16 protein-coding genes, 3 pseudogenes and 1 riboswitch are annotated in these 17,056 nt (G+C 33.0%); of the genes and pseudogenes, 2 read left to right on the top strand and 17 right to left on the bottom strand.

The features are described from left to right. Nucleotides 1–175 precede the first annotated feature (175 nt). From V7S50_RS14015 to V7S50_RS13965, 11 genes and pseudogenes are all read right to left on the bottom strand, one after another. A pseudogene (locus tag V7S50_RS14015) lies at nt 176–592 on the bottom strand (sigma-70 family RNA polymerase sigma factor); the annotation flags it as partial. 31 nt (nt 593–623) lie between these two features. Beyond that, nucleotides 624–806: a hypothetical protein gene (locus V7S50_RS14010; protein WP_242253346.1), complete on the bottom strand. Its 183-nt coding sequence runs from the start codon at nt 804–806 to the stop codon at nt 624–626. A gap of 24 nt (nt 807–830) precedes the next feature. Next, nucleotides 831–1,040 (bottom strand): hypothetical protein, encoded by a 210-nt coding sequence (locus V7S50_RS14005; protein ID WP_336376442.1) that lies wholly within the window; start codon nt 1,038–1,040, stop codon nt 831–833. 144 nt (nt 1,041–1,184) lie between these two features. Then, a pseudogene (locus V7S50_RS14000) lies at nt 1,185–1,335 on the bottom strand (site-specific integrase); the annotation flags it as partial. 17 nt (nt 1,336–1,352) lie between these two features. After that, nucleotides 1,353–1,670 carry a heterocycloanthracin/sonorensin family bacteriocin gene (locus V7S50_RS13995; protein ID WP_242253344.1) on the bottom strand — a complete coding sequence of 106 codons (318 nt, stop codon included), beginning with the start codon at nt 1,668–1,670 and terminating at the stop codon, nt 1,353–1,355. A gap of 233 nt (nt 1,671–1,903) precedes the next feature. Continuing rightward, nucleotides 1,904–2,023, bottom strand: a complete 120-nt coding sequence (locus V7S50_RS13990; protein WP_242253561.1) for an N-acetylmuramoyl-L-alanine amidase C-terminal domain-containing protein — start codon at nt 2,021–2,023, stop codon at nt 1,904–1,906. Between the two features lie 171 nt (nt 2,024–2,194). Continuing rightward, on the bottom strand, nt 2,195–2,884 hold the full coding sequence (gene tenA, locus V7S50_RS13985; RefSeq protein WP_242253343.1) for a thiaminase II: 690 nt from the start codon (nt 2,882–2,884) through the stop codon (nt 2,195–2,197). Nucleotides 2,885–3,007: 123 nt separating this feature from the next. Then, nucleotides 3,008–3,113: riboswitch (TPP riboswitch) on the bottom strand. Nucleotides 3,114–3,184: 71 nt separating this feature from the next. Next, on the bottom strand, nt 3,185–4,099 hold the full coding sequence (gene ddlB, locus V7S50_RS13980; RefSeq protein WP_242253560.1) for a D-alanine--D-alanine ligase: 915 nt from the start codon (nt 4,097–4,099) through the stop codon (nt 3,185–3,187). A gap of 4 nt (nt 4,100–4,103) precedes the next feature. Beyond that, on the bottom strand, nt 4,104–5,552 hold the full coding sequence (pdxR, locus tag V7S50_RS13975; RefSeq protein ID WP_242253341.1) for a MocR-like pyridoxine biosynthesis transcription factor PdxR: 1,449 nt from the start codon (nt 5,550–5,552) through the stop codon (nt 4,104–4,106). A gap of 89 nt (nt 5,553–5,641) precedes the next feature. Beyond that, a complete protein-coding gene (locus V7S50_RS13970) occupies nt 5,642–6,667 on the bottom strand; it encodes a homoserine dehydrogenase (RefSeq protein WP_242253340.1) in 1,026 nt (341 codons plus the stop codon). 87 nt (nt 6,668–6,754) lie between these two features. After that, nucleotides 6,755–7,996, bottom strand: coding sequence for an esterase/lipase family protein (locus tag V7S50_RS13965; protein WP_242253339.1), 1,242 nt, complete (start codon nt 7,994–7,996; stop codon nt 6,755–6,757). A 279-nt stretch (nt 7,997–8,275) separates the two neighbouring features. Here V7S50_RS13965 and V7S50_RS13960 point away from each other — a divergent pair, with 279 nt between their 5' ends. After that, the gene (locus V7S50_RS13960) at nt 8,276–8,617 is read left to right on the top strand and encodes a DUF3914 domain-containing protein (RefSeq protein WP_075307100.1); all 342 of its coding nucleotides are present in this window, start codon (nt 8,276–8,278) and stop codon (nt 8,615–8,617) included. 76 nt (nt 8,618–8,693) lie between these two features. Here the strand turns inward: V7S50_RS13960 and V7S50_RS13955 are convergent, their stop codons facing one another. The 6 genes and pseudogenes from V7S50_RS13955 to abc-f form a co-directional block, all read right to left on the bottom strand. Then, nucleotides 8,694–9,365: a lipoprotein BA_5634 family protein gene (locus V7S50_RS13955; protein WP_242253559.1), complete on the bottom strand. Its 672-nt coding sequence runs from the start codon at nt 9,363–9,365 to the stop codon at nt 8,694–8,696. 68 nt (nt 9,366–9,433) lie between these two features. Continuing rightward, nucleotides 9,434–11,359: an ABC transporter permease gene (locus V7S50_RS13950; protein ID WP_242253338.1), complete on the bottom strand. Its 1,926-nt coding sequence runs from the start codon at nt 11,357–11,359 to the stop codon at nt 9,434–9,436. Next, complete coding sequence (locus V7S50_RS13945) at nt 11,334–12,104, bottom strand: ABC transporter ATP-binding protein (protein ID WP_242253337.1); 771 nt, start codon at nt 12,102–12,104, stop codon at nt 11,334–11,336. Before V7S50_RS13945 ends, V7S50_RS13950 begins: the two co-directional genes overlap by 26 nt. Before the next feature lie 274 nt (nt 12,105–12,378). Beyond that, nucleotides 12,379–12,922 (bottom strand): annotated as a pseudogene (locus V7S50_RS13940) (DUF3267 domain-containing protein). Between the two features lie 384 nt (nt 12,923–13,306). Beyond that, the gene (locus tag V7S50_RS13935) at nt 13,307–13,900 is read right to left on the bottom strand and encodes a GNAT family N-acetyltransferase (protein ID WP_242253336.1); all 594 of its coding nucleotides are present in this window, start codon (nt 13,898–13,900) and stop codon (nt 13,307–13,309) included. A gap of 20 nt (nt 13,901–13,920) precedes the next feature. Beyond that, nucleotides 13,921–15,549, bottom strand: a complete 1,629-nt coding sequence (abc-f, locus tag V7S50_RS13930; RefSeq protein ID WP_242253335.1) for a ribosomal protection-like ABC-F family protein — start codon at nt 15,547–15,549, stop codon at nt 13,921–13,923. 515 nt (nt 15,550–16,064) lie between these two features. Between abc-f and V7S50_RS13925 the strand changes: the two genes are divergently transcribed. Continuing rightward, entirely contained in the window at nt 16,065–17,054 is a 990-nt protein-coding gene (locus V7S50_RS13925; protein ID WP_242253334.1) for an aldo/keto reductase family protein, read from the top strand. The last annotated feature ends 2 nt before the right edge of the window (nt 17,055–17,056 follow it).

The raw sequence follows: 17,056 nt of genomic DNA, 5'->3' as shown, positions 1-17,056 counted from the left end.
CCGAACCTGCAATGTATCCTAAAAAACATCCTAACCAAAACATAGTGCAACTCCACCTTTCTGTATAACATTCAAAATTGGCACTACTTTGCAACTCCCTGCGCTTTTCCAAAAGCTGCAGCTCTTTGATTGATTTTTTTAGAATCCGACTAATTTGAGTTTGAGTAACCCCTACACGCTTTCCGATATTCCCCTGTGACATGTGGTTTGAGTACATATCCCAAATCATTAACTCTATATCTGGTAACGTATTTATAAAAGAACGCATTACTAACTTTCCTTCAATTTCTTCGATTTTACGTATTGGACTTTCATCAACAAGCTTTGACTCAATTGTAATTTCGGCTTTCTCTCCGCCTGAACAATACATTACTTCACTTAAAGAACTTGGAATTTGTTGATACTGTAAAGCATCTCCTACATCCTCAACAGATACGCCTAATTGTTGACTGATGGTCTCTGGTTTTTCTTCTGTTAATCCTTCCCTTTGGATTCTGCCTTTCAAATAAAATATGTCTCGTGTTACCTTGACCTTTTGATTACCTATAATCGCTTTTGTAGTTTCTCCGTATATTTTAGGAATCGCTAAAGTGGAAAATTTGCACCCATATCCATATACAGGGTTAAAGTCTCTTCTCGCTTTTAGTAAACCTTTGAATTAAATTCTCTATATCTAAACCCGTAGTACTTTTAATCGGTCCCAAAACTGCTCCGTACTTTCTCCATACAAACTTGTAAACTAGCTTTTTATATTTTTTTACAAACTCATCATCCGACATGGCTTTCACATCAACTATTTCAGGCATTTGCTCCACCCCTTTTTATTTCTCTCATATCAGCTGGCTCTTTCCAATTACCCGCTCGTTTCCATTTTTTCTTTTCCCAACATACGAGGGGCTAAGATCATACATAATATCGATATCTTTATCCGGTATACCTTGTCTATTGAATTTCCTGACAACCTCAGGTGTTAAACCACTCGGCGCTCCCTTTCTTAGTTCATCAGTCTTTTTAGACTGTGTATCCAAGTATCTACTCAACTGGCGTAACTCTCCACCAGTCGGGCATGCTTTGCTTTACACTCATTAACACTAAAACATTCATTTGATGTACGATTGTAATAACAACGTCTACATTTCTGTTCGATAATATTTGATGGTAAAACCATAAGAAAAAAGCAATGATTAGATTTTAAATCTAGTCATTGCTTTATCTATCTCATCTTGATTTATACCAATATATCTTATTGTTACTCTTTCACTTGAATGATTGAATATATCCATTAGCGATGGCTATATTCTTTGTCGGCATGTACATGTATAAAGCTAATGTTTTTTAATTGATAAATGTAGTTAATATTCATATGTTACAATAGTACCCGTAGTATCAGAAGTACCATTAAAACAATTAGAGCAACCACCACAACCGCCACAGCTTCCACAACCAAAACAACCGAAGCAACCAATACAACGGAATCCACCACAACGAAACCCACCACAGCGACCGCCACAACCTCCGCAACGACCACAACCGCCACAGCGACGAGCAGCATCTTCAATATAGTAATAATATGGATATTGGTTTTGCTGGTCCCAATATACAATATTTCCAGACCGGTAATCATTAAGGGTTAGCGCTTTTAGTTCTTGTTGAAACTGATTCATTTTCATGACCTCCGTTTATAAAATACAACCCCATCGATGCTTTCCTATATTTTTGTTCGTTACATCTAAGTAAAAATAGCGCTATAAACTAAGTTAAATACATACACCAACAAAGTATGACTTATCACTAGATGATGCACCTTGTTCATATACCTATTTTTACTATGGGCTCATTTTTATAAATAGAAATTATAAAATTTGAATTCTAGCGTCATATCTTCATGCTTACTAAGTTCAATTTATTTCTCAATAACCATAATGCCGTATCCTGTACGTTCAAGGTAGAAATTCATTCCATTACGTTGTGCATCTGAAGTTGGAGCAGTAACGAAATATGTTAATCCATTTGATTGTTTAATACATGTGGCAGAAGTTTATCCAGTTAATGCGTAGAAAATTAAATTAACTAACTTATCGATATGCCATTTCGCCATATCCCCAGCACTATCGACTTTACACAAATCTGATAAGAAAAAATATATAGATAGGTAGGTATTATCCATACCTATCTATAACATTACTCCTATTCTTTATCCAATTACATCTTTTACTTCTGTATTCACTGGCCACTTTTCTAAAGTATAAGCCATTTCCCAAAATGAATATTCATATTGACTACTAATCATAAAATGTTGTTTCATTCGATTTCGGTCTGCCTCTGTTACTTTTTCAGCTATTGCATCTAATCGTGTAATTTGCTCTTCAACTAATGTGCGGAACCAATCAGATCCATAAGCAGAAATCCATTCGTTATAAATTGGCTCTTCTGGCTGACACTCTTTTAAACGCTCACCAATTTCATAATACAGCCAATAGCAAGGTAAAATTGCTGCAATGATATCGCCTAAATGTCCTTCATACGCAGCACGATACATATGTGAAGTATATGCGTATGCAGTTGGAGCAGGGATAAAATTATCTTTTTCTTCTTGTGTTATCCCAAGTTTCTTCGCAAAATTCTCATGTAATGATAATTCCGCCTCATATGTATTTTGGGCATGGTGTGCCATACGAGCTGTCGTTTCTAATTCCAATGCTTTTGCAGCTCCTAAAGTTTGTACTCTAGCAAAGTGACTTAAATAATATGAATCTTGAAGCACATAATAGCGAAAACTAGCTAAATCTAAAGTTCCTTCACCAAGTTTTTTTACAAATGGATGGTTAAAACTTGCTTTCCAAATTGAATCTACTTCTTTACGTAATGATTGTGAAAAAGTCATTTAAATTCCTCCAATAATTAATTTAATATAAGTATTTATCCACAGTTATTAACGCTTTAAAATAAAAAAACTTTCTTTACAGGCGTAAAGAAAGTGAAATTGACAGTATTTATTCATGAAATAGCAATGTCTTTCCCACTTCCCTACGCTGGCATTAACCAGATCAGGTACTAAGAGTCTCAAATTCCCATTTGATCTCAGCCTATAATAGGCCCCCCTAGTGGATAAATATTTAATTTTGTATTGTATTCATCATAACATACTTCATGTTACTGTCAAAAGTATTCATGATACCGCTACTTAAAACCCTTCTTCTTCCCTTACTCTTAATGAAGTTTCAATAATCATATCTAATAGTTTGCTATAATTAATTCCCGCTGCATCTGCACTTTTTGGTAGTAGACTTGCTTGTGTCATTCCTGGTAATGTGTTAACTTCCATTACATATGGAATACCGTCTTTCACCATCATATCAACCCTTGCATAAACACTACATTTTAATGCTTTATAGCAAGCCAGTGACGCTTTGTTTACACGTTCTTTCAATTCAACTGGAAGTTCAATAACTTCTTCAATAGTACCAGCATCATCATATTTCGCATTGTAATCAAAGAACTCCGCCGCGTGTCGAATTGAAATGATGGGTAACTGTTTTCCATCAAAAATGGAACATGTAATCTCGTCACCTTTTATATACTTCTCTATTACTACTTCAGAATCCCATTCAAACACAGTTTCCAGCATTGAAATTAATTCGTCTTTATTATAGACAATCTTTACTCCAACACTTGACCCACCAGAGTTTGGTTTTACGACTAACGGAAATCCTAACTTATCTAACTCATCAAGATTTAGATCCTCCATTTTTGTAAGTTCAATCCAATCTGGTGTTTCTATTCCTTCATAACGTAAAATCTTTTTCGAAATATTTTTGTCCATACATATACCGCTAGATAACATATTGCTCCCGCTATAAGGAATACCTAAACTTTCAAGCGTTCCTTGAACAGTCCCGTCTTCTCCGTATTTTCCGTGTAATGCGAGCAGCGCAAAATCAATGTCTTTCGCTTTTTCGATTAAATCCATTTTTTCGTTTAACATAATTGGAACTATGTCATACTTACTTTTATCTAAATGTGCAATCATTTCATTTCCAGTCATAATTGATACTTGTTTTTCAGAGGATACTCCTCCCATAATAACGCCAATTCTCATTTCCTCAACTCCAAATTTCATTTTTTATTGTACCACCGATTATTTTAATTCCCCGAACTATTTCTTCTTCTTTCAGACGTGAAAATCCTAATCGAAAAGTATTCGCTCCTCCTCCATCAGAGTAAAAAACATCTCCAGGAGAAAATGTAACTCCTTGCTCATAACACTTTTGCAAAAGTGTACGGGCATTAATATGCTCTTCTAGCTCTATAAATAAATGAAGTCCACCATCACCGGTCATTCTTTGAAACGGAATGTACTCGTTACACGCCCCAACAGCTAACTCATATTTTTTCTTATAAACAGACCTTGCCTTTTTTAAATATTTTTCAAAATATCCTTCATGTAAATATTGAAAAAGAACAGCTTGATCTAAAGTAGATGTATGAATTGTTCTTGCTCTTTTTACACTTTCTAAATGATGGATCAGCTCTTTATCTGCAATGATCCATCCTACACGTAAACCAGGGAAAAGTACCTTCGAAAAGCTACTAATATAAATCACATTATTACCAGCGCCAGCAAAAGTTAATAATGGTGCTAAATGTGAACCTGAATAACGTAGTTCCTCATTAAATCCATCTTCTATAATAGGAACCTTATATTTTGAAAATAATCTCATCAGTTCCGTTCTTTTCTCTGAACTTGTAACAATACCGGTTGGATTATGATAGGAAGGAATTAAATATGCAAAATCAAACTCTTTTTCACGCAAGCTTTTTTCAACTTGATTCGTATCAAGACCATCCTCATTCATATCAATACCATGAACTTCAAGGCCATGTAAGCGGAACAGCTTCAACGCAGCATGGTGAGTTGGATTCTCACAAATAACTCGCCCTGATTTCTTTGACAACGAGGATAATACAATGTCTAATCCTTCTGTAAATCCATTTGTAATTAAAATATCTTTGTTCGATATATCTACACCCTTCATTTCCATATAATGAAGTAGATAATTCATTAACGATCTATAACCTTTTGCGTATCCGTAGTTTAGTACGACATCTCCTTCAATGGACATACGAGTAAGAAAAGCTCTTTTGAAATTTTCCACATCAAATAGCTTTTCATCCGGAGCAATGCTATTAAAAACAATCATTCCTTTTTCCCAGCGAACACCATGTTTCATTAAATCTAATTCATCCGCTAATAGGGTAACTGTATTAAGTTTATTTTTCCAATTTATTTCAACAGACGAAGTGTTGCTTATATCAACCTTCGCAACAAAATTTCCTTTTCCTTTAACTGCATAAATGAGCCCTTCTTGCTCCAAATCTGCATAAGCAGCGAGTACAGTATTTCTGCTCACACTTAATAATTCACTTAGTTCCCTTGTTGAAGGTATTTTTTGATCCCCGAGCAAATGCCCTTTCATAATCATCTTTTTTAAATAATCTTTCAATTGAATATAAACGGGACGATCTTTCACAACTTTAAAATCTTTAAACAATTTCTTACCCCCTGCAATTATTTTTACACATTTATTTCATTCTCAAAAGGTCCACTACATATGTATTTTTTATAAAGGGCGGTACGGTCTTATAAATCTTTTCGGTACAAGTTAATTACATCTTTTAACGCTGCTGCTGCGGCTCCACGTGGATTTGATGCTCCACCAATTGTAGTAACTTGGCCCATCGTATCTGTAAAGAACGTAACCCCTTTTTCTGTACCATTTACTTTTGCTAGCGGATGATCTCTATCTATTTCGGACGGTTCTACATGAAGAACCACGTTACCATCCTTATCCTTATTTGCTGAAGCTATTAATTTAATATATTTATTTTGTTCCTTCGCATTTCGAATTTGTTGTTTTGTAACATGTTCGATTCCTTTTATATGTATATCTGTAAGCGTATTCTCTGTTCCCATTAAAATGTTTGTCAAAAGTAATAATTTACACGCACTATCAGAACCACTTACATCTAATATTGAGTTTGTTTCAGCAATTCCCTTATTTTTGGCTTCTTTCAGTGCTTCTTCAAACGTAACATCTTCCTCATTCATTTTCGAAAGAATATAATTTGTTGTCCCGTTTAATATTCCTTCTATTTTTTCAATATGGCAACCAGCTAAACTAAGTTGACCAATATCAAGTGTTGGTAATGCGGCTGCAGTTGCACCGCTATATCGAATTCGTACATTTGCCTGCTTTGCTGCTTCATTTATTTCTCTCCAGTTTGTAACGAGTGCGCCTTTTGAAATTGCAACTATATCCATATGTTTCTCAATCGCTTGTTTCATATAGTGTTTCCCGGGATTTCCATCTTTAAGGTTTGTAACAGTTGATTCTACTAATACAGTACCATTTATCCCATTTGTTGCACGTTCCTTCGGATAATAGTCTAAATATTTTTCAATTGCAGCAGTACCGCCACCATACATCAATAAATGGTGAATAGATAAGCCATCTTCATTATGTATTGCAATATTTCTCCCTAATACACCACTTACAACTAATTGAATCCCATATGTTTCATATATATATGAATATTTTTCGTTTAATAATTTTATAAACTCTCTGCCTACTGTTCCATATCCTGATAGTACAACTTGAATTTTCATAATATCCCCCTATATTTTTCTATCAAATCCCCCTTTCAATATAATATAAAGCGCTCTCGAATTCCATCGAGAGCGCTTTATTATTACCTATTTCGGTAAATGTGATAGCTTTTCAGCAATTGTTCTATAAAACTCTTGAATGCTAGAAAAACCTAACGTGTCTGAAACACTTAATCCTACCATGTCGAGATGGTCCCAATTTGCTTTCGTTTCGATATGATTCCATTTTCCAACCTGTAAAGATTCATTATTATTTACAGCAGTATTAGAAGAAGGTGCAATCATAGAATTTGTATTTACTACACCATCATTTTGCCACCAAGAAGTATCAATTAATGGACGGTTTTCTTCATATCTCGCATAAGAACCTAAGAAAAATGCATTCCCCATTAACACTTTATTCATCGTTATATGAGGTAAATGTAAACCTGTTATAGGTGCTGCTTGTGATGCATGTCCACTATAGGATAAGTAATACACATCAGATTGCGTCTTTACCCAATTATTTAACTCCTTTGCACCATCTGTACTTAAATCCCATTGACTTATATCTTTTGTATTTTTCCAAAGTGAACTATTTATAATGCGATCAGTATATTGAAAAAAAGACTCTCCAGCATTCTTCTTTATACCCCATTGATCCAATTTGAAATCATATAACGATAAATTATTGTTTCCTCCAAAACTTGCAGCTGTAATGAGTAAATCTTTAACGAACGATAGCAGAAGACTACCATCCGCAAGTGTTGTACCGTTGTGAGGGGTTGCTAATGTTGTAACACTATGAACATATGATTTCTCACCTTCAAATAGTGGTGATATTTTGGTGTTCGGGTGATTTTTTACATAATTCTTTTCTTCAAAACTACCTTCTTTTAATAGCTGTACTAATGCTCTAGTCGTTTGTCCACCCATGCTATGCCCAACTAAATGAACTTTATTTGTTTCACTCCAATTCGGTACAAAGCCACTATAAGTTCTGCCAAAACGATTATGTCCATGTTTCTCGGCATGTGCGGCACCATAGTCTACTGTTCCACCGTTAATTTGGGCATACAATTCACATGCACGGTCCCAGTTACTAGAAACAGGTCCAACAGCTGCGGTATGTACAGTATAACCATTTCTTTTTAAATCTTCCTGTATATCATGAACACCGCCCCAATATTTTACGCCAAGCATTTCTTCTCTACCCCATCCAGCAAATCCATTCACTAATATGATCGGATAATTATTTTGGTGACCCTCTTCAGCGTATATAATTTTCGCTGAGAATAAACCTACAGTCATTAATGCAAAAAAACATATTTTTAAAAATAACTTTCCCATACTTTCTCCCCCCCTAATAAAACGCTTATATTTTTCTTTTAAAAAATCCACAGCCTGCTTTAATAACTTAAACATAATGTAAAGTATTTTATATACGTTGTATATATAGAAAACATATACAAATGTTGATAAATATTAATTCAAGTAAGCATTTACTTTTTACAATACATCTTGTAAATCTGTTTATTTGAATTTATAATTAGATATAGTTTCCTCATGTTAAATAAATTTAAAAACCATAAGAAAACTAATTTCATTGCTTGAAAAGGAGGAAAAATCATGCAAATCGGATCAAACATTCATACATTATCTCAACCTACTAAAATAACTCCATCTACTCTTGAGCATAATACTATCTCTTCTACTAAACTTGAAGGTAAGAAAGTAAATGATCCTATCAAGTTCGATATTCGTTCATCTGAAAAAGAAATGAAACAACCTGAGCATAAATTTAACGAATTAGATTTATGGAAGATGTTAAAAGATAAAGGTGTTCCATTATGGATCATACTTGAAATGCTACAAAAGTCTCGTAAAGAAAAAGAAGCTCAAAATAATTCGGTTCAAAATACAAATGCAATTGAGGAAACAAACGAGACTCGATTAAATGAAGTAATGTAATCTATTTTATATAAATGGTCTATAAACTAAAAAGAGTTCGAGGTTGATAAAGTTTCTATCAACCTCGAACTCTTTTTTAAGATTTTTCTCCAATCGTTACAAACTGAAAAGATACTTCTCCTTCCAAACCTTTAATTAGCTTTTTTACTTTGATATTTTCATTAACCAATGAATTATCTGTCGACATTTTAGGTTTTTCATCACCTATAGATTTTTTAAATTGAAGAAGATGCAATTTTGTTTCATTTGCTTTTATTTCCTTATATACATTGTTTTTTGATACAATCACATACCGTTGCGTTGGATAAATACGTTTGTTACCAATCCAAGCGTCACTATCGTATATGACAGGAATCTCTTTTCCTTCTAGTTTAATACTTTTCAAAGTCTTTTCGTCGTCTTGTGCAAACAGTAGCGAACCCCCTTTTGGGAATTTCGGTAACGTATTTACAGGTATATAATTAGAACCATTGTCTCGTTCACGAAAAACTTTAGCTTTAATCAATGCTTGTGCTGTAGATTCATTTAAAATTAATACGTGTCCGTTTCCATAAATACCTGTTTTCACAGAAAACACTTCATTTACTTTCGTAATTTCCTGATAACGATTAATAATTGGTGAAATTTTATTTTCATCTCCAATGATTAATATACCGTTTGCAGGAAATAGATTCTCCTTTTTAGAACATGCACTAAAACTTATTATTAGTAGTATCGTTAACATAAAAATAGTTAAAGTTCTTTTCATCGCGTTTCCTTTCATCATACAGTTGATTTTTTTACATACTTTCATATAGTCTTACAAGCTAATAAACTCTATTGCTCCATAACCTTATAAAGCTTTTGCAAGTAACGCCAACGGGTTATAAAGAAATATAAAACTTGTATACAAATAAATGAAATCAAAATTATGATAGAGCTATTCATAATAGAAAAATCGACTAATTGTTGTAATGCCATATAAGCGACTACAGTATGTATCACTGCAATGATAATCGGTAAGAAGAACATTAATAATAACTGTCTCGTTACAACTTTCTTTAGCTCTCGTTTACTTAATCCCATTTTCGAAATCATTTTATATTGCTGTTGATCACGATTCAAATCCGTATATAATCGGAAATAAATAAAACTAGCAGCAAATGTAAAGAAGACGATTCCGACTAAAACACTTGCCATAAGTAATAATCCATTCGTTTGTTTTGCACTTAACAAATCTATAGTTAAAGCTCGAAACTGAAAACTACCTTCTTCTTCCGCAAATGTACTAATTAATTCGTTTGAAATTCTCTTCGTTTTTATCCAATCGTCTACAACAAATCCGTAAGTACGATATGGAATATCAAGATTATCTGGATCACTAATAATAGGTATTTCATCATATACATGATCTTGAACAGCGATATATATATTTCTCGTATCATGTGGTAAAACTAAATTTTCTACAGCCTTTTTCACTTGAAATGTCTTTGTCCATTCACCTTGAATGACTTCTATACTTTTTTTATACTCGCCATTTTTAAATTCTTGTTTTTGTGATACGACTCCAGGAATTAATAAAATTTCATCCTCTTTTTCAATCGTTTCTTGTTGATACCCAAGTGCTTTAGCAAGATCGTTATATTCACTTAACTTCATTACAATTACATTACTTTCTGTGTATATATATGAAGCTGAAGCCATTCGATATGGAATGTTAGCATCAGAAAGTTGTTTTTTTATAATAGAAAGATTTTTATTTAATGCTTTTTCGTTTTCAAAATCCCCATATAAAAATGTATACGGATTTGTCATCCTTACCAAATCTTTACTTCCAATTGCAGCTGTTGTACCAATCGCTGTAAATGCAACTGCTGAAACAATAGAAACTATAAAAAACATCGTTGCATTATCTTTCATACGGTAAATTAATTCAGAAAACGTTAATATATTTGTTCTCTTTAAAAAGAAAGATTCTCTCCTTTTAGCAAGATGTAATATATAAACGCTACACTGTGTATATAAAAAGTACGTTCCTATAATTACTAGCAGGACACCCATTCCAAGCGTAGTAAAACTAGAACTTGAAATGAAGCGAAATACTGAGAAATATCCATATCCTATACTACTTAAAGAAAGTAGCGATAATAAAATTGAAGATTTCGGTTCAGGTTTTGGCTTTTCCTCTGCTCGAATAAGTTCCACAAGTTCCGTTATTTTTACCATTTTAAATGTAAATAGTGAAACAATTAAAAATAAGAAAAGAAAAGTGATAACTGTTAATAATACAGCCTTCACTGGTGTATAAAAAGGTAAACCATTATTAATCATTAATACACTTGCGCTTATCAATAAGACTAGTTTAGAAAATATGAGTCCGATGAAAATCCCTATACAAATTGAACCAAATCCAATCAACATATTTTCAATTAATAATAATTTCTTAAACTGTTTCATTGACATACCTTGCATCATTAATATGCCAAATTCTTTCTTACGAGTTTTTAAAAATGAACTAACTGAATATAGAATAAAGAAAAATGAAAATACAAAAATCAAACCTTGCGAAAGTGTAAATCCCATAGTACCATACGCGCTTATTGTTGCACTTGTTGATTTTAATTCTCCTTGTAAATCAGGATGAAATAATAAAAGAGCATACGTAAAGAAAATCATAATAGAAAATGTACTACTTAAAAAATGACCTGCATATGTACGCTTATTACGAAAAATATTATTAAATGCGAACTGACGAAAAGTCATGGCTTTTCCCTCCTAACAAAGAAAGGACATCCATAATCTTTTGATAAAACGCTTGCCTGCTTTCGCCGCAATAGATTTCATTATATAGTTGACCATCTTTAATAAATATAACCCTGTTGCAAAAACTCGCTGCATACGGATCATGTGTAACTAACATCATCGTCGCTTTTTCTTCTTTATTTAGAGTATCAAGCATCTCCATTACATCATTTGAAGATTTAGAGTCTAAATTCCCTGTTGGTTCGTCAGCAAGTAATAATTGTGGCTTATGGACAATCGCACGTGCGATTGCCGTTCTTTGAGCTTGCCCCCCTGATATTTCAAACGTTCTTTTACTCAATATATCTGTAATATTTAATTTCTCTGCAATTTCTTCCACTCGTTTGTTCATTTCTTGTACAGACACACCATCTAAAGTCATCGGTAATACGATGTTTTCTTTTACAGTAAGTGTACTAAGAAGATTAAATGATTGAAAAACAAATCCTAATTGTTTTCTGCGGAATAACGCTAATTCTTCTGATGATAATCGAAAAGGATTTGTGCCATTAATTAAAATTTCTCCCGATGATGGAGAATCAATTGTAGATACCATATTCAATAACGTTGTTTTCCCACTACCCGATGGCCCCATAATCCCTACAAATTCGCCTTCTTGAATGGATAAATCAATATCTACTAATGCTTTATAAGGTACTTTCCCTTTATATACTTTACTAATATTTTTTGCATGTAAAATTCCCATGTATATTCCCCCTTCATTTGCACTTCTCATAGTAGAGTGTAAATGAATTGTCTTATAGCTCATATTGATTCATCTTTCATTTATCTTACACGCTTGTAAGATTTCTAAAAAAACTGACAATATAGCTGTTTTTAAACTAAAATTAACCCATAACTATCTTATAATAATTGTATAGTGTCAGGAAATACAATGTATATCAATTCTTTATTATATAAATGAAAAAAGTTATATTTTTAACTAATCCCTTTAGTTGAAATGTTTTTGAGTTACCCTTTTAATTCTCTTTCACTTTATAGTAACCTCGACAAAAAATTGAGTTCTTCGGTTTAATCGCAATTAAAAATGAATTGTATATATCTGAAGAGGAAATTATTGCGTTTATCCAACATACAAATAATAAGATTGATTTAATATTTCCTGTTACGTAGAACGATAAAATGGAAGGAACAACTGATAATACAATAGTAGGCAAGCTCATAAAGACCCAAAATCTAGTTTTGGATAGGATTGCATTTGTGTTTAGCCAAAAAAATATTCCACTACACGTTAAGCTAATATCACCCTTTTTATTTATAACAATAACCGTGTAAACATTCATGAATGATGAAGACAAAAATACCTATGATGATGAGATAGAATATATTAATATGGGTAAAACTTGCTCCAAAATAATACGGTACTAGAAAAATAATGATTTGAAGTACATATACAAACTTCATATAATGTTTTCGATGCCAATTATTTTGTATAAAAGGAGTCCATTCTGACAAATCCATACTTATCTGTGGTAAGTGACGAAACCAAATTATAATAAACATTCCCCTCCCTCATTTAAATAATTTTATATTTAAAAACATGTAATCCACAAACACTCAACCGTTAATTTTAAATTCAAATCTTTGCTCGCCTGCACTTTTGCCATACATTCTTCTACTAAAGCCTAAAGTCATTCATTTGTAAGATGATTTGAGTAAGAATTTATTGTTTTCATAGGTACACACATTATACAAAATTTTCCAAATACCTTTTTAGATATGATGCTTATATAATGATTCTCGCACGTACAACTTGATGCATCTGTTTTTGGTAAAAAGCAACTTTATCCAGAAGCTACTCTTTAATATGCTTAACTGATACATTTGAATGTAAAAAAGCTTAGAGTTTTAGCTCTAAGCTTTTTTATGATTTCGTTTTAATTTCTTTTACAGAGCAATATTTTTTATCCATTCGGATTTACTTAATTGATAATGATTATATAGTTGATTTTCTATCTCCTGTTCACTCAAATAAATAAACCCGCATTTTTCAATAACTTTATTTGATGCTATATTGTTAATTAAAGCAATTGCGTTAAGAACATCTACATTTGTTTTTTCAAACAAATAGTCAATCAGTCCTTTAGTCGCTTTAGTAGCATAACCATTATTTTGATACTCACTTGAAATAGCATACATAATTTCTCTGTTCGGTGCAGGGAGTTCATCTTTCATGCCTGTGCAGCACCATCCAATAAATTCATTTGTGGTTTTCTTAAATATTCCTAGTCTTAATATGTGATCATCTATGTTAGTTGTAGTTCTCACTGCATTAAGAAACGCTTTATTTTCTTGTATTTCATAATTTGCAACCCAATCAACCCTTTGTTCTTTCGTTGATTTCCAGTCCGGTAAAAACTTTGCTATCTCCGGTTGATTTGCTATTTTATAAATACTCTCTGCATCTTTCACCGTAAACTCTTGCAGGTATATATGTCCACAATCTATTCTAAATAAATTAGTCAAACTCTCTTCTCCCATGTTAATCCCCCTTACTTACGTTAAAGCGCCTTAATCTGCTTCGTAAGTTCCATAAACCGTTCATCCAGTTCTTTATATTCTTTGTCTTTAGAAGTTAAAAAGCTTAATTTACCTAATACTTCTTGTCTCTCTGTTTCTAACGTTAAACGTAGCTCTTCAATTTCATCTCTTGTTTTCGTAGGTTCTTCGAGCTGCTTTTGTATCGTTTTATTTAAAAACACAAGTTTTGTATTAGTTATTTTCTCCAGAAAATATCGATCGTGAGAAACGATAACGAGTGTTCCGTTATACTCAGCTAATGTATTTTCAAGTTGTTCACGTGAAGGCAGATCAAGATGATTCGTCGGCTCATCCAAAATGAGTACATCTTTTTCATCTAAAATATAAGACATTAACTTACACTTCACTCGTTCCCCCATACTCATATGTTCAATCGGCTCTTTCCACTGAGAGGCTTGGAATCCTAAATGTTTCATTAAATTTTGGACTTTTCCTCTTTCTTCAAACGTCTCTTTGAAAAATAAATCTTCTGGTGTTTTTTCCAGCGGTAAATCAAATACTTCTTGTGTTAAATAACCGATGTTTGCTGATGGTGAAATCCATACTTCTCCTTCAGCAGTTTCCGCCCCCATAATCATCTTCAGTAATGTTGTTTTCCCGCTACCATTTGGTCCAACAATCGCAACCTTCTCACCATGTTGAATTGTAAAATTAACGTTTTCAAATAATGTTTTTCCATGAAATTCTTTTTTTAATTGCTTTACTTCTAAAAAGCGTTTTCCTACTTTTTTACTCGCTTGAATAGAGAATTCAACTGAATATTCCTCTTTCACACGTTCTACCTTCGTTTTCTTTAGCTCTTTTTCAAGACGTTTTCGTTTTGACTTCACTTGTGCATCCATGCGTTTCGCTTTTACGCGATAAAATTCTTTAACCCCTTCTTGTTTTGTAGACTGCGCATGTGCCTTTTGTGACCATGAACTTAATTCTTTTATATGAGTTTCTACTTGTTCTATCTTTTTTTGTTGTTTTTCATATTCACGCTGCTGCGTCATTCTTTTATGCTCACGTGCTTTCATATAACTCGTATAATTACCGCTATGGTCAATTAATTTCTTATGCTCAATTGACCATATTCTAGTTGCAACAACATCTAAAAAATATCGATCATGCGATACGACGATAACTGTACCTTTCATATTTTTTATTTGCTTAATGAGAAATTCTGTACTCATCTCATCTAAATGGTTTGTCGGTTCGTCTAATATTAAGACATTAGGATTTTCAGAAAATCCTTTTGCTAACCGAACTTTCAGTTTTTCACCACCACTTAAAGTATGAAAATCGTTCGTTGGCACGCCCCATTTCGCAAGAAGTTCTGCTTCTTTTGCAATCACATCGTTACTAATAAAAGATTCTATTTCTTGTTCTACATATGCGGTTGTCATATTCATTTGCTGCCATTCAACAATGCCTTTTGATGGCTCAATTTTACCATTTATTAATTGAAGTAACGTTGATTTACCAGCACCATTTTTACCGATTAATCCGATAACATCCCCTTGTTTTACTGTCACATTCATTTTCTCTAACAAAGTATTTTCCTTTATTTCAACATAAACATCATTTAATTTTAAAATTTCTTTCATAATACCGATCCCTTTCGTTAAGGGAGAATAAAAAAATCCTCCCAAATAAATTTGGCAGGATTAGTCATTACATTATTTATACCCAAATAAGCTATTACGCAAATCAAATAGCAAAACCGTTGTTTGGAATTGGGCAGACTAATCCTATTTTTTATAAATTGAAATTTATTTCATTTCAACATTTAAAAATAAGATTAGTTAATCATCGTCCACCCATCATTCCTTTCCGTCATTAATAACCATATTGTACCATGATAGTACTGTATGAGTAAATGCAATTATTTGTGTTGCTAAAAAGATCACTTTCTTATAGGTCTATTTATCATTTCTTAACTTCATATTAAACAATCATAAATTACATTTGTTGTACTACTTCCTTTAGATTTCCCTAGTAATAAAATTATAAGCACCCTCTCTTATATAATTTTTATATAAATTTATGATTAATTATATATTATACATACTACATTTCAGTTCTTATAATAAAGTTATCATTTTTTAGGAGGGATTCTACAATGGAATTTAGCAAACTAGGACACAGTGGATTAACAGTAAGCAAGATTGCATATGGGAACTGGATAAACCATGGTGGAAAAGTAAATGAAGATACTGCAAATGATTGTGTAAAAGCCGCACTAGATGTCGGAATTACAACGTTCGATACTGCTGATGTTTATTCAGACACGATAGCCGAAGAAGTACTCGGCCGATCTTTGAAGGGCATACGCCGAGAGAGTATAGAACTTTGTACAAAAGTATGCCATCCGACCGGACCTGGAAAAAACGATCGAGGTTTATCACGAAAACATATTATAGAAAATTGTAATGCATCGTTACAACGACTACATACAGACTACATTGATGTCTATTATGCACACCGATTCGATACAACAACTCCTCTTGAAGAAACAATGTTAGCTTTCTCAGATCTTGTAAGACAAGGTAAAGTCCTTTATTTAGGTGTAAGTGAATGGACATCGGAACAAATCACCCGCGGAGCAACACTTGCACGAGAATTGAAAATCCCTCTTATTGCTAGCCAACCTCAATATTCGATGTTATGGCGAGTTATTGAAACTGATGTGATTCCAACATGTCAACGTGAGGGACTTGGCCAAATCGTATGGTCCCCACTCGCACAAGGTATTCTCACAGGAAAATATCAACCTGGTAAACCATTACCGAATCAATCTCGTGCTAACTCAGATGCTGGAAAACCGTTTTTTGACAAACTCGTGCAACGTTGGATGAGTGATGATGTGCTTACCGCTATCCAGGAAATTAAACCTATCGCGCAAGAAATTAACCTTACCCTATCTCAACTCGCAGTTGCTTGGGTATTACAAAATCCAGCTGTTTCATCTGCAATTATTGGCGCTTCAAATCCGGAACAAATAAGAGAAAACGTAATTGCTTCTAATGTTACATTACAACCTGAAATTATGGATAAGATTGATAGTGTACTAAAAGGTTTCGCTGAGTATGATCCTAGCAAAACAGGTTGAAA

The sequence above is a fragment of the Bacillus sp. CCNWLW194 genome, from assembly GCF_037120585.1.
Classification (GTDB): Bacteria; Bacillota; Bacilli; order Bacillales; family Bacillaceae_G; genus Bacillus_A; species Bacillus_A basilensis.
Note: the sequence above shows the minus strand (reverse complement) of the source record. Positions and strands in the feature narration are given on the sequence as shown.

Coding starts and splice junctions, on each gene's coding strand:
- V7S50_RS14010 (WP_242253346.1), bottom strand. CDS start 806: ATGCCTGAAATAGTTGATGTGAAAGCCATGTCGGATGATGAGTTTGTA.
- V7S50_RS13995 (WP_242253344.1), bottom strand. CDS start 1,670: ATGAAAATGAATCAGTTTCAACAAGAACTAAAAGCGCTAACCCTTAAT.
- tenA (WP_242253343.1), bottom strand. CDS start 2,884: ATGACTTTTTCACAATCATTACGTAAAGAAGTAGATTCAATTTGGAAA.
- ddlB (WP_242253560.1), bottom strand. CDS start 4,099: ATGAGAATTGGCGTTATTATGGGAGGAGTATCCTCTGAAAAACAAGTA.
- V7S50_RS13970 (WP_242253340.1), bottom strand. CDS start 6,667: ATGAAAATTCAAGTTGTACTATCAGGATATGGAACAGTAGGCAGAGAG.
- V7S50_RS13965 (WP_242253339.1), bottom strand. CDS start 7,996: ATGGGAAAGTTATTTTTAAAAATATGTTTTTTTGCATTAATGACTGTA.
- V7S50_RS13960 (WP_075307100.1), top strand. CDS start 8,276: ATGCAAATCGGATCAAACATTCATACATTATCTCAACCTACTAAAATA.
- V7S50_RS13955 (WP_242253559.1), bottom strand. CDS start 9,365: ATGAAAAGAACTTTAACTATTTTTATGTTAACGATACTACTAATAATA.
- V7S50_RS13950 (WP_242253338.1), bottom strand. CDS start 11,359: ATGACTTTTCGTCAGTTCGCATTTAATAATATTTTTCGTAATAAGCGT.
- V7S50_RS13945 (WP_242253337.1), bottom strand. CDS start 12,104: ATGGGAATTTTACATGCAAAAAATATTAGTAAAGTATATAAAGGGAAA.
- V7S50_RS13935 (WP_242253336.1), bottom strand. CDS start 13,900: ATGGGAGAAGAGAGTTTGACTAATTTATTTAGAATAGATTGTGGACAT.
- abc-f (WP_242253335.1), bottom strand. CDS start 15,549: ATGAAAGAAATTTTAAAATTAAATGATGTTTATGTTGAAATAAAGGAA.
- V7S50_RS13925 (WP_242253334.1), top strand. CDS start 16,065: ATGGAATTTAGCAAACTAGGACACAGTGGATTAACAGTAAGCAAGATT.